22 protein-coding genes and 1 tRNA gene are annotated in these 23,526 nt (G+C 38.4%); 14 read left to right on the plus strand and 9 right to left on the minus strand.

Translation table 11 applies throughout. The annotated features are described in order from the left end of the window. Window positions 1–257: 257 nt before the first annotated feature. Window positions 258–458, minus strand: coding sequence for a cold-shock protein (locus IWB18_RS10885; protein WP_195683654.1), 201 nt, complete (start codon window positions 456–458; stop codon window positions 258–260). A gap of 303 nt (window positions 459–761) precedes the next feature. On the opposite strand from IWB18_RS10885, the gene IWB18_RS10890 reads away from it, so the two are divergent. The 3 genes from IWB18_RS10890 (at window position 762) to IWB18_RS10900 (ending at window position 2,200) form a co-directional block, all read left to right on the plus strand. Further along, window positions 762–926: a hypothetical protein gene (locus IWB18_RS10890; RefSeq protein ID WP_195683655.1), complete on the plus strand. Its 165-nt coding sequence runs from the start codon at window positions 762–764 to the stop codon at window positions 924–926. A gap of 131 nt (window positions 927–1,057) precedes the next feature. Continuing rightward, window positions 1,058–1,393, plus strand: a complete 336-nt coding sequence (locus IWB18_RS10895; protein WP_195683656.1) for an encapsulin-associated ferritin-like protein — start codon at window positions 1,058–1,060, stop codon at window positions 1,391–1,393. A gap of 12 nt (window positions 1,394–1,405) precedes the next feature. Next, the gene (locus IWB18_RS10900; protein ID WP_195683657.1) at window positions 1,406–2,200 is read left to right on the plus strand and encodes a family 1 encapsulin nanocompartment shell protein; all 795 of its coding nucleotides are present in this window, start codon (window positions 1,406–1,408) and stop codon (window positions 2,198–2,200) included. Window positions 2,201–2,232: 32 nt separating this feature from the next. Here the strand turns inward: IWB18_RS10900 and IWB18_RS10905 are convergent, their stop codons facing one another. Next, window positions 2,233–2,940, minus strand: coding sequence for a cell wall-active antibiotics response protein (locus tag IWB18_RS10905; protein ID WP_195683658.1), 708 nt, complete (start codon window positions 2,938–2,940; stop codon window positions 2,233–2,235). A gap of 158 nt (window positions 2,941–3,098) precedes the next feature. On the opposite strand from IWB18_RS10905, the gene IWB18_RS10910 reads away from it, so the two are divergent. Further along, window positions 3,099–3,386, plus strand: a complete 288-nt coding sequence (locus IWB18_RS10910; RefSeq protein ID WP_207740824.1) for a PTS sugar transporter subunit IIB — start codon at window positions 3,099–3,101, stop codon at window positions 3,384–3,386. A 65-nt stretch (window positions 3,387–3,451) separates the two neighbouring features. On the opposite strand, the gene IWB18_RS10915 is transcribed toward IWB18_RS10910, so the two are convergent. Both IWB18_RS10915 and htpG read right to left on the minus strand, forming a co-directional pair. Then, window positions 3,452–3,527: transfer RNA gene (locus IWB18_RS10915), tRNA-Thr, on the minus strand. Window positions 3,528–3,543: 16 nt separating this feature from the next. Beyond that, complete coding sequence (htpG, locus tag IWB18_RS10920; RefSeq protein ID WP_195683660.1) at window positions 3,544–5,424, minus strand: molecular chaperone HtpG; 1,881 nt, start codon at window positions 5,422–5,424, stop codon at window positions 3,544–3,546. Between the two features lie 166 nt (window positions 5,425–5,590). Between htpG and IWB18_RS10925 the strand changes: the two genes are divergently transcribed. From IWB18_RS10925 to IWB18_RS10950, 6 genes are all read left to right on the plus strand, one after another. Continuing rightward, window positions 5,591–6,112, plus strand: a complete 522-nt coding sequence (locus IWB18_RS10925) for a VanZ family protein (protein ID WP_195683661.1) — start codon at window positions 5,591–5,593, stop codon at window positions 6,110–6,112. 70 nt (window positions 6,113–6,182) lie between these two features. Further along, a complete protein-coding gene (locus tag IWB18_RS10930; RefSeq protein WP_195683662.1) occupies window positions 6,183–8,258 on the plus strand; it encodes a polysaccharide biosynthesis protein in 2,076 nt (691 codons plus the stop codon). Between the two features lie 76 nt (window positions 8,259–8,334). Beyond that, window positions 8,335–9,471: a hypothetical protein gene (locus IWB18_RS10935; protein WP_195683663.1), complete on the plus strand. Its 1,137-nt coding sequence runs from the start codon at window positions 8,335–8,337 to the stop codon at window positions 9,469–9,471. Beyond that, window positions 9,468–9,776, plus strand: coding sequence for a hypothetical protein (locus tag IWB18_RS10940; RefSeq protein ID WP_195683664.1), 309 nt, complete (start codon window positions 9,468–9,470; stop codon window positions 9,774–9,776). The genes IWB18_RS10935 and IWB18_RS10940 overlap by 4 nt, the downstream gene beginning before the upstream one ends. A 61-nt stretch (window positions 9,777–9,837) precedes the next feature. Then, window positions 9,838–10,995 (plus strand): isocitrate/isopropylmalate family dehydrogenase, encoded by a 1,158-nt coding sequence (locus IWB18_RS10945; protein WP_225877840.1) that lies wholly within the window; start codon window positions 9,838–9,840, stop codon window positions 10,993–10,995. A gap of 49 nt (window positions 10,996–11,044) precedes the next feature. Next, window positions 11,045–11,485: a nucleoside deaminase gene (locus tag IWB18_RS10950; RefSeq protein WP_195683665.1), complete on the plus strand. Its 441-nt coding sequence runs from the start codon at window positions 11,045–11,047 to the stop codon at window positions 11,483–11,485. Window positions 11,486–11,503: 18 nt separating this feature from the next. On the opposite strand, the gene IWB18_RS10955 is transcribed toward IWB18_RS10950, so the two are convergent. From IWB18_RS10955 to serC, 3 genes are read right to left on the minus strand one after another with little or no spacing between them, the layout of a single operon-like run. Next, the gene (locus tag IWB18_RS10955) at window positions 11,504–12,748 is read right to left on the minus strand and encodes a DUF1015 domain-containing protein (RefSeq protein WP_195683666.1); all 1,245 of its coding nucleotides are present in this window, start codon (window positions 12,746–12,748) and stop codon (window positions 11,504–11,506) included. A 14-nt stretch (window positions 12,749–12,762) separates the two neighbouring features. Then, a complete protein-coding gene (locus IWB18_RS10960; RefSeq protein ID WP_195683667.1) occupies window positions 12,763–13,932 on the minus strand; it encodes a phosphoglycerate dehydrogenase in 1,170 nt (389 codons plus the stop codon). Between the two features lie 15 nt (window positions 13,933–13,947). Further along, window positions 13,948–15,039, minus strand: a complete 1,092-nt coding sequence (gene serC / locus IWB18_RS10965) for a 3-phosphoserine/phosphohydroxythreonine transaminase (protein WP_195683668.1) — start codon at window positions 15,037–15,039, stop codon at window positions 13,948–13,950. Between the two features lie 290 nt (window positions 15,040–15,329). Here serC and IWB18_RS10970 point away from each other — a divergent pair, with 290 nt between their 5' ends. From IWB18_RS10970 to IWB18_RS10980, 3 genes are read left to right on the plus strand one after another with little or no spacing between them, the layout of a single operon-like run. Continuing rightward, complete coding sequence (locus IWB18_RS10970; RefSeq protein ID WP_195683669.1) at window positions 15,330–16,052, plus strand: ABC transporter ATP-binding protein; 723 nt, start codon at window positions 15,330–15,332, stop codon at window positions 16,050–16,052. Beyond that, window positions 16,052–17,698, plus strand: a complete 1,647-nt coding sequence (locus IWB18_RS10975) for a putative ABC transporter permease subunit (protein ID WP_225877842.1) — start codon at window positions 16,052–16,054, stop codon at window positions 17,696–17,698. The genes IWB18_RS10970 and IWB18_RS10975 overlap by 1 nt, the downstream gene beginning before the upstream one ends. Window positions 17,699–17,712: 14 nt before the next feature. Next, the gene (locus IWB18_RS10980) at window positions 17,713–18,636 is read left to right on the plus strand and encodes a CPBP family intramembrane glutamic endopeptidase (protein WP_195683671.1); all 924 of its coding nucleotides are present in this window, start codon (window positions 17,713–17,715) and stop codon (window positions 18,634–18,636) included. Window positions 18,637–18,675: 39 nt separating this feature from the next. Here IWB18_RS10980 and IWB18_RS10985 read toward each other — a convergent pair whose 3' ends face one another. Next, window positions 18,676–19,812, minus strand: a complete 1,137-nt coding sequence (locus IWB18_RS10985) for an aldo/keto reductase (RefSeq protein ID WP_195683672.1) — start codon at window positions 19,810–19,812, stop codon at window positions 18,676–18,678. 707 nt (window positions 19,813–20,519) lie between these two features. Continuing rightward, window positions 20,520–21,119: a TetR/AcrR family transcriptional regulator gene (locus IWB18_RS10990; protein WP_195683673.1), complete on the minus strand. Its 600-nt coding sequence runs from the start codon at window positions 21,117–21,119 to the stop codon at window positions 20,520–20,522. A gap of 260 nt (window positions 21,120–21,379) precedes the next feature. Here IWB18_RS10990 and IWB18_RS10995 point away from each other — a divergent pair, with 260 nt between their 5' ends. Further along, window positions 21,380–23,275, plus strand: coding sequence for a flavocytochrome c (locus IWB18_RS10995; RefSeq protein WP_195683674.1), 1,896 nt, complete (start codon window positions 21,380–21,382; stop codon window positions 23,273–23,275). Window positions 23,276–23,526 lie beyond the last annotated feature (251 nt).

A 23,526-nucleotide genomic window follows, 5' to 3' on the forward strand; every position in this document is an offset into this window, starting at 1 on the left:
TTCTTTACGAATTATTCTTTGAAAAACAACAGTCTGTCTCAATTTAATATGAGACAGACTGAAAAAGAGACATTTTCTAACGATAATTACTTTAAAAAAAAGAGACATTTTCTCAAGTTATTGACAGACAGCTTGAAGACATTTAATAAATTTTGAATAATTATTATTTGTTTTATGACCAAAGTTTGTTTTTTCCTGATCACAAAAAAACAGAAAGCGCTTCATCCGAGATGAAACGCTTTGATATTTAAGTTAAATTATCTTACAACTGTAATATTTTCTGCTTGTGGTCCTTTAGGGCCTTGAACTATGTCAAAAGAAACTTTTTGTCCTTCTTCCAAAGTTTTAAAACCGTCTGAGTTGATTTGTGAGTAATGTGCGAAAACGTCGTTTCCGTCATCTCCTGTTATAAATCCAAATCCTTTGTCTGAGTTAAACCATTTTACTGTACCGTTCATATCGAGTACCTCCTAATATTTTGATTCCTAAATCTAATCAAAACAGATAACACACAATTCTTTAATCAGGAAGCACAGCTTTTGATATGAGCTTTAAATTAAAATGATAATTGATGTTAATACTATTCGGATAAATTTAAGTACTGTGTAATCTTATCATGAGTTGTGAACAATGTCAAGCAAAGCAGTCTTAAATAAAAAATAATATTTTCAAGTTAGCTTCAAACTTGATTCTTCATTCTTTTGAAAAAACTCCAGTTGTGTTATAATTTGATTAATTTAAATATGGATAGGGGTTTAAAATTGAAAAGTACCAATTTTTTCAGCAAGCAGTTTGACTACGAAGAAGACGACTATGACAAACTGGCGGAACTAAACAAAAGAAAGAGCAAATACGATTGTTTTACAAATAAGTCCACCAAAAAAAAGCCGGAATTCGATTACGAGGAAGATCCTTACGAACCGTGATATGGGTAATGCCTCAAAAGAGCTTTGCTATGAGCAGGGCTTTTTTCTTTTGGGCAGAAATTGATTATTCACGAAATTTGCGGGTATATAAAATTGTGTAGAATTTCTTAAATTAATAAGGAGGTTTAGAAATGACACAATATCACGAACCGATAGAATCTTTAGACGAAAAAACTAGAAATATAACAAGAGCCATCAACAGTCTCAAGGAGGAATTAGAGGCAGTGGACTGGTACAATCAAAGAGTACAGGCAACGAATGATCTGGAATTAAAGGGCATTATGGCCCACAACAGAGACGAAGAAATTGAGCATGCATGCATGACGATCGAGTGGTTAAGACGAAATATGGACAAATGGGATGAGGAGCTTAGAACTTATCTTTTTGCTGAAGGATCAATACTGGAAGCAGAGGAAGGACAAGAAGAGTCGGGCTCGTCAGGAATAAATATAGGAGATTTGAAATAGGGAGGTAAAAAAATGGATATGTTAAAAAGAAGCATGGCACCTCTTGCTGCTTCGGCATGGAAGGAGATAGATGCCAGAGCGGAGGAGGTATTAAAAAGTAGATTGACGGCCAGAAAGGCAGTCAAGGTAAACGGACCTTTGGGTTGGGACTACACATCAGTTTCAGAAGGCCGGCTTGACCTTATAGAAGATGTAAATGCTCAGGTAAAAACCGGGATTTTCAGAATAAAACCCCTGGTTGAGTCAAGAATAAGTTTTACTTTGAACAGATGGGAACTTGATAATCTAACCAGGGGAGCCAAGGATATTAACTTGGAAAACCTTGAGGAAGCAGTAAAAAAGATGGCTGACTTTGAAGAAAATGCAGTTTACAAGGGCTTTGAATCAGGAGGAATAGTGGGGTTGGAAGGTGCATCGGCCCATGCCGCAATAGAATTTGGAAAGACTGGCGCAGATATAATGGATTCGATCTCCAAAGGTTTGATTACTCTGAAAGATAATTTTGAAGAGGGTCCCTTTATACTTGTAGTTGGTGAAGAAGCATACAAAAGGCTTAATAGGGAAGTGCAAGGATATCCTTTGGTGAAAAGAATAGAATCTTTGATCGGCGGCAAGATATTGTTGAGCGGTGTTGTCGACGGGGCATTCCTGTTGCCGTATGACAATGAGAATCTGGAATTGACCATCGGACAGGATTTTGCTATTGGCTACGAATCATATGACAGCGAAGAAGTAAAACTGTTTATTGCTGAAAGCCTTACTTTCAGGGTATTGGATGAAAACATCGTTGTGAGGTTTACAGTATAATATTGATATTCAAAAAGTAGGAAAGCTTCGGATCAATCCGAAGCTTTTACTTCTATTCCGCCCATTATGGCCCTGCAATGGAAAACGAGTTTTTTGTTTCCGGTCTCTGGATTTTGTGATGAGTTAGTATTGGCTATTATTCCTCCGGTAGACTTGCCAAGAAGCTCTATCCCGCCCAAAACAGCCATACCGTCGCATACCACGGTTATATTTCGTGGTACGGTTACTTCAATGCCACCCATAAAAGCATTTAAGTCCAAAGTAGTTGTACCTTCAGGGATATCGGCTACTCTAAAATCCAGTTCTATACCGCCCATGAATGCAAAATAACCGCCTTCTTCAACCTTCCAAGGGTCTTTAAGTCGTTCTATGGATCCCATGAATGCAAAATTTGATTTTCCAGAAGATTTTTTTCCTGTAAGCACTGCGAAACCGATGAGTATTAAAATCATTGGCCAAATTAAGTTGAAAATGGTGGAAATGTTGATGTCGACAAAACCAAGATTGCGAAGCAGGATAAGGGTGCCTAGCGAGAGGATCAAGATTCCCGAAAGAACTTCTCCCTTGCTACCATGGTTTATTAAAAGACTTAATCCTGCAATAATGATGAAAATCGGCCAATACGTAAAAATCAGATAGGCCATGTTGAAATCCGTGATCCCCAAATTGTTTAGTAATAACGCCATCCCTATAATCAGGATCAACAGACCTGCGAGAATATTGCCAAAATTTCGTTTCAAATATAACACCTCCCAAATTCATTATACATCAAAACATTATATTTGATTCGTTTCAGACAAGATGATAAAGATAATTTTTAAAAAAGATTTATATGGGTATGTAATATGTATTATAATGTTTATTAGTTCTCAAGATGAATCCCAAGGAGGTAACAATGATGACAAAAAAAATATTGGTGGCATGTGGTACTGCGATAGCAACTTCAACTGTAGTAGCAAAAAAAATAGAAAAGTTATGCAAGGATAAGGGAATAGACTGCATGATGGTTCAATGCAAAGCTGCAGAGGCTTTGTCAAAATCCAAAACTTTAAGACCGGATGTAGTGGTAAGTACCACGGATCTGCCGGAAATCACAGAAGTGCCGGTAATAAACGGAAGACCGTTTTTAACCGGTGTAGATCTTGACGCAACTGTTGAGGATCTGCTTCAAGAGCTGAACAAATAATTGTCGATTCTGATATAAAAAATAACGAAGGTCCTTTTTATTCGGCCTTCGTTGTTTTTTATTTATGGAGCTACCCACCGGATTCGAACCGGTGACCTGCTCATTACGAGTGAGCTGCTCTACCATCTGAGCCAGGGTAGCCCGCAGTTAAAACAAATTACATCAATTTTGAGACCTTGTCTGCGAAATCAACAGGATCTTCCAGAGGGAGTCCTTCTATCAAAAGGGCTTGATTGTACAAAATATCAGTATACAATTCAAATTTGTCTCTATCATTATTATAGGATTCCAATAGTGAATTGTAAACACTGTGTTCAGGATTGATCTCCAAGACTTTTTCAGCCTTAACTAAATTTCCGTCGGACATGGAACTTAATACTTTCTCCATTTCGATGGAAAGATCGCCTTCGGAAACAAGGCAAACGGGATGTTTTCTGAGTCTGGAAGACAGTTTCACGTCTGAAACTTTGCCTTGAAGAAGTTTTTTCATATCGGCCAGGATTTCCTTGCTGTCTTTTTCCTTTTCAGGATCCACATCGATCTGTTCACTTTCAATGCCAGTATCGTTGCCCGCCAAAGATCTGAATTCATTGTCTTTGTAGCTCATGAGAACGTTAATTGCAAACTCGTCGACCTCCTCTGTAAAGTAGAGGAATTCATATCCCTTGTCAACAGCCGCTTCTATCTGTGGCGATTTGTCTATTTTTTCGATTGATTCACCCGATGCATAGTAGATGTATTTTTGATCTTCCGGCATATCTTCAACATACTCTTTTAGCGTTCTGTACGATCTATCTTTTGAGGTCTTGAACATTATCAAATCTTGCAAATCTTCCTTGTTTACACCAAAATCGGAATAAAGCCCGTACTTTAACTGTCTTCCGAAAGAATCGTAGAAAGATTCATATTTTTCCCGATCGGTTTCAAGTAAATTCAAAAGTTCGGATTTGATCTTGTTTTTAATGTTCTTTGCGATGAACTTTAGCTGTCTGTCGTGTTGCAACATTTCCCTGGAAATATTCAAAGATAAATCTTCTGAATCCACCAAGCCTTTGACGAAGCTGAAATAATCGGGCAAAAGCTCTCCGCAGCGGTTCATTATCATGACGCTGCTGGAATATAACTCCAAACCCTTTTCATAGTCCTTGGTGTAATAATCGTATGGTCTGGTTTCTGGAATAAACAGCAGTGCCTTGTAGCTAACGGTCCCATCTACATTCAAGTGAATATGTTTTACAGGTTCGTCAAAACCGTAGTGCTTTTCGGAATAAAAATTCTTATAATCTTCCTCGGTAAGTTCGTTCTTGTTTTTTCTCCAAATTGGAACCATGCTGTTTATAGTTTTCTCTTCTATTATAGTTTCATAGTCATCTTTATCATCGGAAGATTCGATTTTTTTCTTTGTTTCAACATCCATTTTAATGGGGTAGCGGATAAAATCAGAGTACTTTTTAACGATCGACTTGATTCGGTATTCTTCCAGGTATTCATCAAAGTCTTCATCTTCCGTATTGTCTTTAATATGCAAGATTATTTCAGTACCCAGTGAGGCTTTTTCTGCAGGTTCGATCACGTAACCGTCGCTCCCGTCCGACTCCCACTTGTACGCTGTTTCGCTGTCAGGAGATTTGCTTATGACCGTAACCTTATCTGCAATCATGAAAGCACTGTAAAAACCTACTCCGAACTGGCCAATTATGTCATACCCATCCTTCAGTTCATTGGCAGATTTAAATGCAAGAGATCCGCTTTTCGCGATTATACCCAGATTGTCTTCCAATTCTTCTCGTGTCATTCCGATTCCGGTATCAAGGATCCTTAGTGTCCTCTCATCCTTGTTGGGTATTATTTTAATGAAATAATTGTCCTTGTCAAAATTCAAGTTTTCATCTGTTAGAGCTCGATAGTAAATTTTGTCAATTGCGTCACTGGCATTTGAAATAAGTTCCCTTAAAAATATCTCCCTGTGAGTATAGATCGAATTGATCATAAGGTCGAGAAGTCTTTTTGATTCAGCTTTAAATGCTTTTTTTGTCATATGGTATTTCTCCTTTCAATTACTTTAGCACTCAAAGTGGGTGAGTGCTAATATTTTTATAACATATTTATAATTTGTTGTCAATCGATTGAAAGTGCAAAAAAAAATATCAAAATTGAAGGATTTTAAAGGAATTTGGGGTATAATTTCAGTATGCTTCAACCTTGTGGAAAATAACTTGCAGGAAAGGCAATCGATGATGCTTGATTTTAAAAATCATAAATTAAAAATATATATGTATTGGTGTTTGGCGATTTTGTGGATGGCTGTCATTTTTTGGTTTTCCGCCCAGGAAGCGGATGAATCTTCAAAAATGAGTTCAGGATTATTAATGAGAATAATAGATTTTTTTGGAAATTTGATCTCGGATGAAGAATTGGACTTTGAGTTTCTTCACCTTTTTATAAGAAAAGCTGCACATTTCACGATTTATGGGATCCTTGGGACTTTGGTGGGGCAAGCTGCCATGGAGACTTGGGGTAAACTAAGAAAAGCTGTGGGAGTCGGTTTGAAGATATCATTTTTTTATGCCTTGAGTGATGAACTGCATCAAACAATGATTGCCGGAAGATCAGGGCAACTAACAGATGTTTTAATAGACATTGCAGGAGCACTCGTTTTTCTAATGATTTGGGCCTTGTGGCGCAACAGCAGATCTGGAGGAAAAGCACTGAAGGCACAAGCATGACTATTTGCGATATCGGGTTGGTTGGAATATAATTGTATTTATAACAGCAACAAGGGAGAGTGAGGATAATTTGAAAAAATCAGGTCTTTTCAAAATGGAATTTGGATTTTTAGTCTTTGTGGTATTATATGCCGTGTCCTTTCTGGCATCATTATATCTGATCCAGTATTTGAATCCAGGCTTTGATTTGAACGCTGCATTTTTATCTTTGACTCCGTATATGATATCGATCAAGGCTGTTTTGTTGATACCCTTCATCTTCAAACTTAGCAGGGACTTTGGATTGGGAAGATATTTTCTAATGTTGGTATTGGTAAATGGATTGTGGGCGGCATTTCTATTTGCAGATCAAATGACCTATGCCATGGAGATTTCCTTGATAAATTTCGTATTTGATTTTGTGTTCATAACTTTGTCCGGGAGAGCAATTTTTGGATCTGGAGGCAAAGCAAAAAAAGGCAGGATATCGGATTCCGAAGCAAAAGAAAATATCAGAAAGTCAGGAGAATTACAAGATGATGACTTGGTGAATGTGTTGTCAGAAGAATCCAAGATCATGTTGGACAAACTTAAAGTCATACCTGATGAGAAAAAGAAACTATATGAAAAAAATGAATCTGAAGGTTTGCAGGTGTTGGAGAAAGCGGAAACATGCGATGATCTGGAAGGACCCAATGAAAAGAACTTACTGAAAGACAGTCAGGAAATCCTTGATAATACTGAAATCAAACCGGAACCAGAACCGGAACCAGAACCAGAACCAGAACCAGAACCAGAACCAGAACCAGAACCAGAACCAGAACCAGAACCAGAACCAGAACCAGAACCATTTGCTGAGTCGACTCCAGGGAGAAAACTGTTTATACTAAAAACCTATGAACGGCTGATTGCAGAAAATATAAATGAAAAATTTGGGAATTCGATGTTTTATGTCATCGATGGCATAGAAGATGGAATTGAGATTTCCCAGTCGGTCGTGGACGGTAAAAAAAGTGACCTTGCGACGATCGTGCATGACGAAAGCGTGAAAGAAATAGTTTTTTATACTGAAGGTATGAGCAGAGTCGATTTCATATCGATATATACTTATTTGCAAACACTGACAAAACCTCTCGCATATATTGACAAATTTCTTGCACCTAACAAATTCACGTGCATTAATGACATCATAGAAACTTTTCCATTGGCTACGTCGGCCTTGGAACCAGGAAAACTTACGAGGGCAATAATTTTTAACGACAGGAATATTTCTAGAGAATTGGTGGATCTGTTAGTGGAAGTGGAGTGTCCTGAGATCCATTGCGTGAATCTGAATTGGAACCTTGATTCAGGTCTTAAGCAAATGGGAAAATCAAAAGTATACGGTTATGGGTTAAGAGATTCAAAAGCGGTCAAGGATCTTTTGTCCGAAGAAATCGATGTGGTTTTTTATGGATTTTTGATGGATAGGGTAAATGATTGTGAAGAATTTCCTGCAGAAGCCATAAAGGAAAATCTTATTAATTTTACAGAACTGATAGAAGATATTCGCGAAAGCGAAATCAAAAGATTCGTTTTTTTGTCATCCCTGAAAGCAGGAGAAAAGAAAAGCATGTTGGGTCTTTTATACAGAAATGCCGAGATATTGGTAGAGTCTGTAAAAAAATATTCGGAAGTAAAATGGTCTAATGTGAGATTGAATTCTTTTATTGACGAAAATAAGGATTATTGCGAAGGATTGACGGACATTGAACCGGGGACAACAAAATTGGAACCGGAAGATGTGTTGTTAAGCCCTTGCACAAAGATCGAAGCGGCGAAAAGGATTTTGCAGTGGATAAATGAAGATCACCTGCGGGAAGGTACGTTTTGTCTATGCTCTGGAGAACAGATATACGCACCCGCCCTTATGACATTTGTGACAGGACTGGAGACCGATCCAGAAAAACTCAAAGACAGGATAAAGTTGAATTTTCCATTGGAAAAATATCTCGATAATTATCCTGAAGGCTGCAGTTTCAGCAATGAATACATGGAAGACTCGATTCCGGTTTCGTCAGAAAAGGTGGATTATTTCATTGGAAGAAAAATTATGGATAATCTCAAGATCAAGCTGGAAGAAGATAAGTTGATGGAAGCTAAAAGTTATTTAAGGCAACTGCTGTGAAACAAGAACGCAAATGATGAATTTGTCTAAAAAATGTCCTGTATTTATGGTATAATATGCAAGTAAACATTTGGACATGGAGATGATGCAAATAATGAAAAACTTTGGCAAAATAGTCTTGCTGGCGTTAACGACCGGGATTTTAGTGTTTTTCTCATATATGGCTGCAGTGTATATTAATGCATATTTCTCCATAGACGCCCTTTTTGAAAGTTATTTGGATCCATGGATCGTGGACGTAACGATTTTAAAATCAGTAATTCTTTTGATCGGATTGATTCTGGTTGTAAAAAAGTACAGTATTATGCTGATGAGCACTTTCATGATTTTATCGAATGGGGCTTCATTGGCATATCTTATTTACATGGGGTCCACGCCTGAAAATTATTGGGTTTTCGCAATAATTTTAGGAATCGAATTGGTTGTTGTAAACTTGTGGGGATTGCTGTACAATAAAATATTTGAAATGGACAACAAACACGAAGAACCGATCGTCAAGCTGGCATCGGATATGATCGAACCTGAACCAGAGCAAGAATTTTCCAAAAGATCAATGGAAGAAAACGAAAAAGAAATAGCAGAAAAAAATCAAATAATTGGCGAATTGAAAAATGAACTGGCAGCCAAAAATGAAGATATAAAAGCTATCCTGCAGGAAATAAACAGAATAAAGGAAGAAGAGGAATTTAAAGCCGCGCAATCCATTTCATGTCCCATCAGAATCGACATAGGGATAGAAGATCTAAAGAAATGTTTCAGCCAATATAATGATTTCGAAAAAGGAGCTACTGAAAGCAAGGTTCAAATCCCTTCAGACCACGGACTAAATGATCATTCGATCAGGAAGGACGAAGAACTTGAAGAAAGAGCTCGGATCGTCAAAGCCAAGGAAAAGGTGATCGAACAGACCATACTGAATTTGGAACAAATTTCAAAGACCATAAAAGAGAGAATGGCCTTGCTGGAAGAAAAGGAAGAATTCTTAAAGAAGCAGCTTGAAAGAGTTGAAGAAAGAGAAGATGATTATACGAATATCGTTCATACCAAGATTTATGAAATGCTTTTTAACGATCCAGATATTCTTGCAGGCGAAGAAGTCAAGTTGAAAGACAACAACAAAGAAATCATAATAGACAAGAACGACTTGAGTGAGATCAGAAAAATGATCGAACAAGCTGTTGAAACCGATAGAAGAAAGGAAGCACCGGATTGAGAAAAATAATTTTATCCGTGATAGTGTTGGGCGTAGTTTTTCTGGGGGCTTGTTTTGAAGAAGTCCGCGGAATGGAATTATATGAAAACAGCGATGTGGCGATCGTCTATGGAGATCCAGACAGAGGAGACAAGGACAGGGATAGGACGAATATCTTCAATGACGCAATCGATGCATACAAGTCCGATTTCAGCAACTATTTGGGTTACTCCATCGGGGCGATAATAGTTGTTGGGATTGCAGTTGCCGTGATAGGAATAATTGGTTGGATAAAAAAATATTTGGATAAAATGAATAAAAAGTAATAAACTTTTGTTTTATATACAGACGCCATTTTATGGCAAATAAATTTTAGGAGGATTTAATTTGGATAGGATTGAAGCTGCAAAAGAACATTTTGGGAAACTCATCGAAGAACAATTTGCCAGAATCGAAAAAATGAAAGAGGAAAAGGATTTTATAGATTTCGACACTCTTGACAAGGTAATAATAGGAGTCGTAGGTGGAGACGGAATCGGACCATTTATTACAGCTCAGGCTCAAAGAGTGCTGGAATTTTTGTTGGAAGATGAAATAAAGGCTGAAAAGGTGGAATTAAGAACCATTGATGGCTTAACCATCGAAAACAGAGCAGCCCAGAACAAAGCCATACCTGACGATGTATTAGAAGAATTGAAAAAGTGCCATATAATCCTTAAAGGACCTACGACAACTCCACGTGCTGGAGATCCATGGCCAAACATTGAAAGTGCGAATGTTGCCATGAGGAAAGAGTTGGATCTTTTTGCCAACGTGCGCCCGGTAAAAGTTCCAGAACAGGGAATCGACTGGATGTTCTACAGAGAAAATACTGAGGGAGCATATGCCCTTGGCAGCAAGGGAATACACGTCAATGACGATTTGGCGGTAGACTTTACAGTAACGACAAAAGAAGGTTCTCACAGAATAATAAAATCTGCTTTCGAATATGCAAAGAAATCAGGAAAAAACAAAGTTACTGTTATAACCAAGGCCAACGTTGTCAAGACAACTGACGGAAAGTTCTTAGATGTAGCAAAAGAAATTGCAAAAGATTATCCAGGGGTCGAGTGGGATGACTGGTACATCGATATCATGACTGCCAAGCTAATCGATGAGAAGAGAAGAACAGACTTTAAAGTAATGGTTCTTCCAAACCTGTATGGTGATATACTGACTGACGAGGCTGCTGAATTCCAAGGTGGAGTAGGAACAGCCGGAAGCGCCAACATAGGAAAAAGATACTCAATGTTTGAAGCCATACACGGTTCTGCACCAAGAATGGTTTCTGAAGGTAGAGGAAATTATGCTGATCCAAGCAGTATTATAAGAGCGGCTGTGATGTTGCTTGAGCACATGGGCAAGCAGGACAAGGCCGATGCTCTTGCGAAGGCATTGGATATTTGCGGTCTTACAGAGAAAAAACTGGTAGTAACAGGAAGAACTGATGGAGCATCCAGTGAAGAGTATGCAGACTATATTATGGAAACTCTGAAAAATCTATAAACGACAGGAAGGGCAGAAATGTCCTTCTTTTTTTTGAAAGGAGCGCAATATGATCGAGTACATGCATGAAGCTCTAATTGAGGCCAGGCTGGCCGGTGATGAAGGTGAAGTACCTGTGGGGGCAGTAATAGTGAAAAACGGCTCAATCATTGCCAGGGGAAGAAACAGTGTTGAAAAAGATGGAGATCCTTTGGGTCATGCTGAAATTAATGCAATTAAAAAAGCTGTGAAAATCACTGGTGATTGGAGACTTGAAGGTTGTTCAATATATGTTAATGTGGAGCCGTGCACAATGTGCATTGGGGCAATAGTCAACAGTCGGCTGAAGAAACTGGTGTATGGAGTAAAATCTCCTAAAACTGGAAGTGTGGAAATGCTCAGATATTTTGACCAAGGAAGACTTTTGAACAATCTTCAGGTCTATGAGGGAATACTGGAAGAAGAATCAAAAGTGCTTATGGAAGAATTTTTTGCAAAAATAAGGAGCTGACAATTCAGCTCCCAAAAATCAATATAAATTATGTATGAACAATCCGCTTCTAAGTTTAGGCTCAAACCAGGTTGACTTTGGAGGCATTAAAAGTCCTGCATCGGATATTTCGATAAGTTCATCGATGCTTGTAGGGTACATTGCAAAAGCGACTTTCATATCAAGAGAACATCTTCTCTCCAGTTCGCCCAAACCTCTGATACCCCCAACAAAATCTATTCTTTCGTCTGTTCGGATATCACGGATGTCTAAAATATCTTTAAGTACTTTTTCCTGTAGAATGGAAACGTCAAGTCTTTCGACGGGATTTTCGGCTTTAAGCAAATTTTCATCCGCTACTAGTTTGTACCATTTTTTATCCAGATACATGCTCATTTCACCCTTTTTTGAAGGTCTGACACGATTATCTTCAACAGGGCTGAGATCAAAAGAATCTTTTAACCTATTGATAAACTCATCGCTGTTCAGCCCGTTCAAATCCTTGACGACTCTGTTGTAGTCAAAGATTTGTAGCTCTTCGTCAGGGAAAAGGACGCTTAAAAAGAAGTTGTACTCTTCATCACCTTTATGAGCGGGGTTGTCAGCTCTTCTCTTAAGTGCGACTTTTACGGCGGATGCGGTTCTGTGATGCCCGTCGGCAATATAAGTATTTTCCACGGTTGCAAACAGATCGGTCAATGTTTTTGTAGTTTTCACGTCATCTATTATCCAGACGCGGTGTCCAATGCCGTCAGGTGCTGTAAAGTCGTAGACGGGATCTTTACTTGAAGTCCAGGCCTTGACTATATCCTGAATTCCATCCTTGGACTTATAAGTCAAGAATATGGGACCGGTGTTTGCATTGCAGTGATCTACATGGTTGATCCTGTCTTGTTCCTTGTCTTCGCGCGTCAATTCATGACGTTTGATCACACCATTTATGTAGTCGTCTACCGAGCTGCAGCATACTATGCCGGTTTGGATTCGACCTTCCATGGTCAAAGAATAAATATACAAGCAAGGTTTTTCATCCTGAATGAGCACACCTTTTTCAGAAAAAGCTTCCAAATTTTCTTTGGCCTTGTTGTAAACTTCAATGCTATGGGGGTCTGTGCCTTCTGGAAGATCTATTTCAGGTTTGTCAATGTGTAAAAAAGAATATGGATTGTCGGCGGCAGCTTCTTTAGCTTCCTGGGTATTGTAAACATCGTAGGGCAAAGCGGCCACTTTATGTGCGTATCTTGCAGCAGGTCTCACTGCCCTGAAAGTTTTTATGGTAGCCATATAATTCTCCTGTCTCAATCGTTTTTAATTACTCTGACCTTTAAAATTCCTTCTATGGATTCAAGTCTTTTAACTGTATCCTCGGTAACGTGTAATTCCACATCGAGCAGGGTGTATGCAAATCCACCTTTCGACTTGTTGAGCATATCACCAATATTTATGTTGTCCTTGGCAAGTATGCTTGTTATCTGTCCAACCATGTTTGGAACATTGGTATGGGTTATTCCGATCCTCGCATTGGTGCTGCAAAGACCCATGTAACAGTCCGGATAGTTGACGCTGTTGACAATGTTTCCGTTTTCCAGATATTCTTTAAGCTGGCGAACAGCCATCTTGGCACAATTTTCTTCTGATTCAGCAGTTGAAGCTCCAAGGTGTGGAATGCCTATCACGTTTTCCATATTAAGCAGTTCCTGATCCGGAAAATCCGTTACGTAACAGGAAAGATATCCTTTGTCCAAGGCTTCCTTTACGACTTCATTGTTTACCAGGGCTCCTCTGGCAAAGTTGAGCAGCTTCAATCCCGGTTTTGCCTTTTGGAGTCTTTCGAGATTTATCATATTTTTTGTTTGATCGATCAAAGGTACATGAAGAGTGATATAGTCGCAATCGAGTACTATTTCGTCAAGGCTCAATGCCCTTTTTACTTCGCAACTCAATCCCCAGGCTGATTCTACAGATACGAACGGATCATATCCGTAAACTTCCATACCCATTGAAAGGGCTGCATTTGCTACCAGTACTCCGATGGCTCCCAAGCCTATTACTCCAATTTTCTTTCCTGTGAGTTCCTGACCGGCAAATTTGGATTTTTCTTTTTCAATCAATTTTTCAACTTCAGGATCGTCTTTTACTGATTTTGCCCAGTTGATCCCGGATACCACTTTTCTGGAAGATAGCAGAAGTCCCAATATTACAAGTTCTTTCACCGCATTGGCATTGGCACCGGGAGTGTTTACTACAACGACACCTTTTGCTGCATATTCTTCTATAGGAATATTGTTGACTCCAGCTCCAGCACGGCCTATTATCTTCACACTTTCAGGAAGCTCCATATCGTGCATTTTGAAACTTCTCAGAAGGATGGCATCGGGAGAAGGATCTTCTGTGGTTACTGCATAGTTTCCGCCAAGAAGTGCCAAGCCTTCTTGAGATATATTGTTAAGGGTTTTTATTTTGTACATGTGTCAGCCTCCAATTTATTTGTTTTTAACTTCGAAATCCTTCATTAATTTCACAAGTTTTTCCACACCTTCAAATGGCATTGCATTGTAGATGCTGGCACGCATGCCTCCTACGGATCTATGCCCCTTAAGATTGACAAATCCTTTTTCAGTGGCTTCTTTAACGAAAGCTGCATCAAGATCATCATTGCCTGTTACGAAGGGTACGTTCATCAAGGATCTGTCTTCTGCCGCAACAGTTGCTTTGAACAGATTGCTCTCATCCAGGTAATCGTATAGGAGAGCTGCTTTTTCCTTGTTTATTTTTTCCATAGCGGCTACTCCGCCCTTTTCTTTTAACCACTTAAATATCAACATGCATATGTAAATGGCGTAGCATGGTGGGGTGTTGTATAAAGAATCTGCATCGGCGTGGATTTTGTAATTAAGCATTGTTGGGGTTATATCCATTTCATTGCCAATCAGGTCATCTCTAATGATCACGGTCGTTAGTCCGGAAGGACCCATATTCTTTTGAGCTCCAGCATAGACTAGACCGAATTTTTTAATGTCATAAACTTCAGACAGTATGTTTGACGACATGTCTCCCACCAACGGAACATTTCCAGTGTCTGGAATGCTTTCAGGTGCGAATCTGGTTCCATATATCGTATTGTTCACCGTAATGTGAAAATAGTCTGCATCTTTGGTGAAAGTTGAAGGATCCAATTTTGGAATGTATGAGTAGGTCTTGTCTTTGGATGAAGCCAGCACGTTGACGGCACCATATCTCTTGGCCTCTTTTATGGCCTTTGATGCCCAAGAACCCGTTTCTACATAATCTGCTGTTTTGGTGTTGTTGAACAGATTTAAAGGAACCATGGAAAACTGTGTTGAAGCCCCGCCTTGAAGGAACAACACCTTATAGTTGTCCGGAATATCCATCAATTCTTTGAATAAACTTTCCGCCTCTTTGATAATTGAATCAAATACTTTGGATCTGTGACTCATCTCCATAACGGACATCCCGCTACCTTTATAATTCAACATATCCTTGGCTGCCTCTACAAGAACTTCTTCTGGTAATACTGAAGGGCCTGCCGAAAAGTTGTATACTCTCTCATTCATTGTAAATCCTCCTTTTTATATTTATTGAAAATTTAGACAATTTATCTTGCATATTTATTAGAAATTTATGGTTATTATAGTATTCTAATTTATTTTCATTGGATTATCAAGTGATATCAAGCTTCCATTGATTTTTAGCACTTTTTGAATTAGAATGGATTTAGACATTCATTTGTAGCGGTATATAATGAATTATGTACACTATACAATATTGACATTAAATTATCAATATGTTTTTAGTACTGAAGAAAAGCTGATTTACGATTACATTAAAAAGGCGGAGATATAATATGTTAAAAGTTGAAAGACTGTCAAAATCATACGGGTCGGGTAAGATAAAAGCGGTGGACAATATTGATTTTCACGTAAAACCTGGAGAGATTTTTGGATTTTTGGGTCCAAATGGTGCTGGCAAGACTACAACCATAAAAATGATAGTTGGATTATTGAAACCTGATTCGGGCACGATCTTGATAAACGGGGTCGATAATCAGAATGAAGTAATAAAGGCAAAGAGACAATTCAGCTATGTTCCGGACGATCATGAACTTTTTGAAAAACTTAAAGGGATTGAATATCTGAATTTTTTGGCAGACGTGTACGGGGTCGACCAGGACACTAGAAGCGGTGACATGATTAGATATTTAAAAATGTTTGAAATGGAAAAAGCTGTCAACGATCCAATTGCCAGTTACTCCCACGGAATGAAGCAAAAAATCGTATTGATAGGTGCTTTGTTAAATGATCCCCCTATCTTTATTTTGGACGAGCCCATGGTAGGACTTGATCCCAAATCTTCATTTAATTTGAAGGAACTCATGAAGGAAAGGTGTTCCCAGGGTAAAAGCGTGTTTTTCTCGACTCATGTTCTTGAAGTGGCCGAAAAACTTTGCGACAGGGTGGCGATAATCAATAAAGGCAAAATCATAGCTCAGGGTTCCATGGAAGAATTAAAGGGAGGCGCTGCCGACAAGGAAAGTCTTGAAAATATATTTTTGGAGTTGACCGAGTGATGAAGGAAACCTTAAATCTTACAAAAATGTTGCTGAGTGCCAATTTTGGATTTTCAAAAATGGCATATGATGTTAAAAATGATCCGAAGAAATTGGGGATGCCGCTACTTGTATTGTTTGTGTTTGCATCGATGATACCCGTTTACGTCTTATACATGAAGTTGCTTAAATCAATATATTTGCAACTCTTCGTGCTGGGTCAGGAAGGAACCGTTTTTGCGATACTTTTTTCAGGGGCGTCCATAATAGTACTATTTTTCGGAATGATTTACGCCATGTCTACATATTATTTTTCTAAAGATTTGGATAGGTTGCTGTTCCTGCCCTTAAAAGAAGAAAGCATCATCATGGCAAAATTCATCAACATGATCATCTACGAATACTTGATAATAATACCCTTGGTACTTCCTGCTGTGATAATAGCGTTTGAAGATATGGGAGGAATATTGTATCTCATTTATTTTATAGTAGGGGCCCTTCTGGTACCGGTGATTCCTTTAAGTATAGGTACCATGCTGGTAATGGCACTTATGAAATTCATCAATCTGGAAGGGAAGAAAGACATGCTGAGGACGATCAGTATGTTTGCCATTTTGATCGTGATTTTGGGGATTCAACTTCTGATTAACAAGGCGGCGACTTCTATACCACCTGGTTCAGAAGCGGAATTTTTGGAGGCCATGTTAAGAAACGAGAACAGCATGGTAAATATGGTGGGCAAGTCGTATCCACCGGCCATTTGGATAAGCAAAGCTTTGTATGGGTCGTCAACTTTGCTCGGAGCTGGAAATTTTCTGCTGTATGTTGCAATTTCCATTGGATTTGGTGCAGCCATGATCCGTGTGGGGAGAAAATTTTACATCGAAGGTTATTTTAACAGGGGTGACATGACTTCAAAGAGATCGAAAGTTGACTACAATGACGAGATCCGGGCAAGAAGGATCTGGCAGTCGATTTTTTTAAACGACATGAGGATAGTCATGAGAACGCCAGTGTATCTATTCAATTGCGTGAGCATAGTAGTACTGCTGCCTGTAATTCTTATAATGATGCCGCTTCTTTCCGGAACAGGTGAAATGGATATTTTCACAGGATTGTATGTGGGGAACGAAAAATTATTTGCGCTGATATTGATCGGTGTATTTGTTTTTGTTGCAGGAACCAATCCCACTCAATCAACCACCGTATCCAGAGAAGGAAGCGCAAGTTGGATAAACATGGTACTTCCAATACGAAAAAAAGACATGTTCATTGGCAGGTTGTTGTTTCCGCTTTTGCTTCAGTCTGCGGCAATGGTGTTTTTTATCATAGGAATATATTTTATTATCAAGCCCGGGATAGCAACCGTCGTAATTTCTTTTATCGGAGGGTTCTTCGCTTCTTTGCCGGTAATAGCTTTTGGTCTGATCGTAGATACCTGGAGGCCCAAACTGGACTGGGACGATCCGCAGAAAGCGGTAAAACAAAATATGAATGTAATATTCAACATGCTCGGGGCAATTCTTTACGTGTTGGGTGTCGGGTTTGGGGCATACGCTTTGATTTTCAAAGTGGGATTGGCTATTGAAGTTATAATTGCATTTATAATAATATTAGGTGTGGTATTAACTGGCGCCGAATACAAACTCTTTAAAAATATTGGTTAATTAAGGATGATCATATGAACGAATCTATCAACAAAAACCATAAGAGTGGTTTATGGGTGTTTGTCCTGCTCTTCGGAGCGTATCTTGTAGGCAATATCACGATAAGCATGTTTATCTACGAGGAATTTGCACTCTATCACCAGTTGGTGGACGTATTGATTCCTTGCCTTTTATATCTGGTAGTCACAAAACAACCTGTGATATCCACCCTGAAATTGAATGTAGGCTTGTCGGTAAAAAATATTTGGAGGATCTTTCAACTTTTTCTCGCAAGTTTTTTAGTTAAATATGGGATCAATTATCTGGTAGATGTAGTTGTTAAGGTGGATTCAGGTGAAGTGACCATGCAAGTTTTAGATATGGTCCCGGATATGTGGATTTTTTTCATATCGGTGGCGGTCATACCTGTGATCCTGGAGGAAGTTTTTTTAAGAGGCGTAGTGTTGGATCACTTTAGAGATGTGACCCTTCTGCAAGCATCGATCGTTACGGGAATATTGTTTGGGATCATCCATATTGATTTGGGGCAACTAGGTTATGCTACCGCCTTGGGAATAGTAATGGGGGCAATTGTTATGGTTACGGGCTCCCTGTGGGCTGGGATTTTATTCCATTTCCTAAACAATTTTTTGTCATTTGCAGTACTGGCAAGTCTTAAAAAAGCTGAGGAAATGTTTCCGGAACTATACGATGTTGAACAGATATTACAAGGGCAGAGTGTAGATTTAACACCGAAAGATGAAGTTTACATGATCATCACCGCTGTTGTTGTGCTGATCATTGGTGGGCTTCTTTCCGTGAGATATGTAAAGAAAATGATAAAAGAAAATGATTTTAAAGATGTGGATAGCCAGGTCAGCTGGTTTAAGCTGTTTTTCAATGTTCCTATGGGCATTATACTGTTGGTATATCTGGGCATGAACTTGTTTTTATGGTAACAATAAAGCCGAAATCTGAAAAGATTTCGGCTTTGATTTTTACTCAGTAAAGGTTTTATGGCATGTTTTCAGGTAGTCGATTATGGTCAGATTTTGAGGGCATACTGACTCGCACAGTCCGCACTCAATGCAGCTGTCAGCTCTTCTGGTCGGATCCATTCTACTGTAGCTTCCGATGGATCCCTTAAGATCGTCGTAGATCTTGCTGTTATTATAGAGAGTGAAAACATCCCATATGGGAATGTTTTGCGGGCAGTCACTACAGTATTTGCACGAAGTACAATCAATTTCTGTTTTGCTGACAAGAAACCCTTCCAATTCTTTTATCAGGTTTTTTTCATTTTCCGCAAGAGAATCGATGCCAAAAGATTCAGCGCTTTTTAAGTTGTCTTCTACATGCTCCATGGTGGACATTCCGCTTAGCACCAGTGAAACTTCAGGCATGTTCCACAAATATTTGAGTGCAAGTTGTGGTGGCGTTAAATTCACATTGTGTTTGTCCCAAATTTCCTTGAGTTCTCCTTTTAAGTTGAAGGCAAGCTTTCCGCCCTTTATCGGTTCCATTATAATTACAGGCAGACCTTTTTCATTTGCGTATCTCAAGCCTTCAAGACCTGCTTGAAAGTTCTCGTCCATATAGTTTAGTTGAATCTGGCAGAAATCAAAATCGTATGAATCTATTACCCTTTTGAACGTTTCGACATCGTCGTGAAAGGAAAAACCAAGATGCTTGACTTTGCCGCTCTCTTTTGCGTATTTATTGAAGTCAAAGATACCCATATCTATGATTTTATCCCATTTCTTGTCATCGATATTGTGCAGCAGATAGAAATCAAAATATGAGGTTTTCAATTTTTCAAGTTGTTTGTCTAAAGTCGCATAAAAATCTGTAGTTTCGTCCAAATGGAACAGTGGAAGTTTTGTAGCCAAATAAACTTTGTCCCTTTGATTTGTCTTTTCTAAAAAATCTCCTACAAATATTTCGCTTTGACCGTTATGGTAAGGCCAGGCAGTATCGATGTAGTTCACACCGGAATCTATGGCTTTTTGGACCATGTGCGCAGCTTCTTCCACATCTATTTTTCCAACGTCTCCATCAAGTATGGGTAGACGCATGCATCCGAATCCAAGTTGTGAAATCGATAAATTATCTTTTCCGAAACTTCTGTACAGCATATAATTCATCTCCTTTATTGATATGATTCAATTATACAGGAAATCCTTAAAAGATATAAGGGTTAAGTGGAAATCAAGAAGCAATTGTCAGATAGAAACAGAGACTCCGGCTTTCGATGAAAGCCTACATCGCAGGCTTCGCCCAATAGCAATCTCTTGATCAATGCTTCAAAGCAAGCTTTATGCATTGATCAAGAGATTGCTGCTGTTTCTCAGTTGTACGCAAAAAACACCCTTTCGGGTGTTAACTTCAAAATTAATGGCGGAGAGAGTTTGTACATTTTTACATCCATATATTGACTTGCCGCGCTCAGTAAGAGAGAGACACAAAAGAAAAGGTCTAATGAGTAAAATTTAATATTTGGATCTGAGTTGACTGACAGTATGCTTGAAGCCGCAATCAATATTTTCTAAGAAGAACGTCCCTTCCTACACTCAGACTATCCCGAAGTTTTTATTTTTAGGTTTTATACTAAATTAATTATTCATAAATTTTCGGCTTAGTGTTTTGACTGGTCAAGAGAATAGAGAATCTTTTCATCTCATCTGTTTTCAAGGCTTTAGTCTTTCTGACCATATGATAATCACCGCAAATGAAAAGTTGAAATGATCCACAGAATATACGAGCATATGGTTGGAAATATAAGATGAGCGTCATTGTCACCTGGAAACTGTCTGTTTACCTTAAAAAATGAAGTGATCTTATTTTACTTTTTCACGAATAACTTCAGATATTCCTTGGTTTCAGCTAAAGCCATATCACTCCAATTAGAAGTATTTGAATTGTGCTGGATGCAATATTCAAACATTAATCCACGTGTAAAGCGCAATAACTTTCTAACCATATCTCTGGAGGATACTGCTGAGGTAATGGTTCCTTCATTTTGTCCCTTTTGTATCAGATCATTTAAGATTCTATAAATCGGTCGATCCTCTGAAAAAAAGTAGGCATCATAGTGTTTTAATTGGCTTATATAAATATGTCTTTGAATGTCTTCGTATCCTATTTGCATGCTAAGCTGTGTACTTAGAATTAGTGTGATTTGTTCAACAATACTCAAACCTTTAAGGTCGATTTGTTCAATGAACTTATCACCGAACCTATAACTATAAAGAAGGGCTTCCTCTTTACTGTCAAAGTGAACGTAAAAAGTACTTGGTCCTATGTTAGAGTGTTTAGCTATTTCAGCTATTGTTATTTCACTAATTGGTTTAGTTTTTAAAAAGTAAACCAATGTATTTACGATTGATTCCTTAGTTTTGCTTGCTTGTAATTGACGGTTTGTTGGTTTTGAAATTATAAACACCTTCTTTTGTTTAAATGCAAGTTATTTTAATAGATTGCCTGAAATAATTATAAAGTTAAATATCGGAAAAATCAATGCGGGATTAAATTAATAAATGCACACAATTAAAGTTGACAAGGTTCAAAAATCATGATAAATTTACAACGAATGCATTCGGTGAAATAAACTCAAGTCAAACTCGAATTTAGAGAAGGAGGAATTATTATTTGCGAATATTAACGGTTACAGTTTTGAAATATAATTTTTAGGAGCTGAAAAAATTGAAAAAAATCATCGCTTTAATTCTTTTGATTACTTTGCTTTTTAGTATTGTTGGTTGTCAGAGTACCGACTCTGACGCAGATGAGATTTTTACGCCTGGAACATATGAAGGCGAAGGGACTGGAATTAATGGAAAGATCAAATTAGCAGTAACGGTAGATGAAAGTCAAATTAAAACAATTGATATTACGGAACACAACGAAACTGCTGGGGTCTCTGATAGCGCATTTGAAAAATTACCAGCTGAAATAATTGAGTATCAAACTGTCGCTTTGGATACAGTTACTGGGGCTACATATAGCAGTAATGGAATTTTAGAAGCTGTTAAAATGGCACTTCTAGCGGCTGGTGCATCTGAAGAAGACATCACAAAGGCACCGACCAAAAAGGATGTTGCCGGGACGTTAATTGAAAAAACAGCCGATGTAATAGTAATTGGAACTGGCGGTGCTGGTATGTCTGCTGCTGCTGATGTTATAAAATCAGGAGGTACAGTAATACTGATTGATAAAATGCCATCTGTAGGAGGAAATACAATATTAGCAGGAAGTGCTATGAATGCAGCAGATCCCGAAATCCAAAAAACACAGGAAATGCCTACGTCTCAAGTTACTGCTATAGAAGAACTGTTGGCATTAGAACCGAAAGATGAATATATGGCTAAGTGGCAAGAAGAAATTGGGGCTGATATGAAAGAATATAAAGCCAAAGGATCTACCTATCTTTATGACTCCCCCGCTTTGCATAAGCTACAAACTTATGCAGGTGGAGACTATGTTGGCAATCCAAAACTAATTGATATTTACGGTGATAATGCTTTGGATGCTGTAAATTATTTAAAGGATCTCGGTACAGAATGGGGACCAAACATACTTTCTGCAGTTGGATCTACTTGGGTAAGAAGTCATCAGCCCGAAAAATCCTCAGGTAGTAATGGATCATCTTTCGTTCTTCCGCAATTAAAATATGTGGAGGACAACGGTGGGGAGATTTTATTAGAACATAAGGCTGAAGAAATAATCGTCGAAAATGGAAGGGTTGTTGGAGTAAAAGGAACTACTTCAGATGGAACTCCCTTTGATCTTAGGGGAAATAAAGGTGTCATATTAGCAACTGGTGGATTTGCTGCAAACGTAGAAATGCGTCAGGAATATAATGAACACTGGGCGAATTTAGACGAAACTGTACATACATCAAATCCCTCTAGTTCTACTGGTGACGGCATAATAATGGCTGAAGCTATAGGTGCAAATCTTATCGATATGGAGTGGATCCAATTGGTTACAGGCTCAGGCAAAGGTACATTTACTGCATCAATACTTAATAATATTTATGTTAATGTACTTGGTGAGAGGTTTGTAAATGAAGATGCGCGACGTGACCATCTAAGTCAAGCTGTTTTGAGCCAACCAAAAAGTATATTCTGGCTTTTAACAGATGGCCATACAGTAATCGATACTTTGGGCGGGTATGCAGTGGACGGTACGCTCATCGAAGATAGGGTCGATAACCAACAACTTTTTAAAGCAGACACTATTGAAGATTTGGCGACCCAAATTGGTATGGATCCAGCTGTATTGCAAAAAACTATAGATCAGTATAATGATGCTGTAGTTAATGGCAATGATTTATTAGGTCGTAAAGTATTTGATCAAAAATTTGATAAACCTCCATACTATGCAGGTATTGGTCTGCCAGTAGTTCATCACACTATGGGTGGCGTTGAAATTAACGAAAATGCGCAGGTGATTGACACTTCAGGAAAACCAATTCCAGGATTTTACGCAGCAGGCGAAGTTACAGGTGGTATACATGGATCGAATAGATTAGGAGGAAATGCAATAACGGACATTATAGTATTTGGGCGCATTGCAGGAGATAGTATAATGAAATAAATTTATAATAGCAATGCAAGAAAAAGAACAAAGTACAAGATGAAAAGGCTTGATGCAAAAAAAATAGATAAAATATCAGTTAATACCATTCACTCATAGCACATATTTCCTTGAGAACCCGATGTTGTTGATTGTCAAGTAAAATTGACCCACTTTTTCGTTTAAATCTGACCCACCTTAGTTTTGATAAATAGCGGATCAACTTTACCTGTGAAATCTATTTTAACACTGAGAATTGACCCACTTGTCAG

This window comes from Alkalibacter mobilis, from assembly GCF_015594845.1.
Taxonomy (GTDB): domain Bacteria; phylum Bacillota; class Clostridia; order Eubacteriales; family Alkalibacteraceae; genus Alkalibacter; species Alkalibacter mobilis.

Bases quoted from the DNA above. Each gene is read 5' to 3' on its own strand.
- IWB18_RS10885 (WP_195683654.1), bottom strand. From the start codon at position 458: ATGAACGGTACAGTAAAATGGTTTAACTCAGACAAAGGATTTGGATTT.
- IWB18_RS10895 (WP_195683656.1), top strand. From the start codon at position 1,058: ATGACACAATATCACGAACCGATAGAATCTTTAGACGAAAAAACTAGA.
- IWB18_RS10900 (WP_195683657.1), top strand. From the start codon at position 1,406: ATGGATATGTTAAAAAGAAGCATGGCACCTCTTGCTGCTTCGGCATGG.
- IWB18_RS10910 (WP_207740824.1), top strand. From the start codon at position 3,099: ATGACAAAAAAAATATTGGTGGCATGTGGTACTGCGATAGCAACTTCA.
- htpG (WP_195683660.1), bottom strand. From the start codon at position 5,424: ATGACAAAAAAAGCATTTAAAGCTGAATCAAAAAGACTTCTCGACCTT.
- IWB18_RS10935 (WP_195683663.1), top strand. From the start codon at position 8,335: ATGGAGATGATGCAAATAATGAAAAACTTTGGCAAAATAGTCTTGCTG.
- IWB18_RS10950 (WP_195683665.1), top strand. From the start codon at position 11,045: ATGATCGAGTACATGCATGAAGCTCTAATTGAGGCCAGGCTGGCCGGT.
- IWB18_RS10955 (WP_195683666.1), bottom strand. From the start codon at position 12,748: ATGGCTACCATAAAAACTTTCAGGGCAGTGAGACCTGCTGCAAGATAC.
- IWB18_RS10960 (WP_195683667.1), bottom strand. From the start codon at position 13,932: ATGTACAAAATAAAAACCCTTAACAATATATCTCAAGAAGGCTTGGCA.
- serC (WP_195683668.1), bottom strand. From the start codon at position 15,039: ATGAATGAGAGAGTATACAACTTTTCGGCAGGCCCTTCAGTATTACCA.
- IWB18_RS10970 (WP_195683669.1), top strand. From the start codon at position 15,330: ATGTTAAAAGTTGAAAGACTGTCAAAATCATACGGGTCGGGTAAGATA.
- IWB18_RS10975 (WP_225877842.1), top strand. From the start codon at position 16,052: ATGAAGGAAACCTTAAATCTTACAAAAATGTTGCTGAGTGCCAATTTT.
- IWB18_RS10980 (WP_195683671.1), top strand. From the start codon at position 17,713: ATGAACGAATCTATCAACAAAAACCATAAGAGTGGTTTATGGGTGTTT.
- IWB18_RS10985 (WP_195683672.1), bottom strand. From the start codon at position 19,812: ATGCTGTACAGAAGTTTCGGAAAAGATAATTTATCGATTTCACAACTT.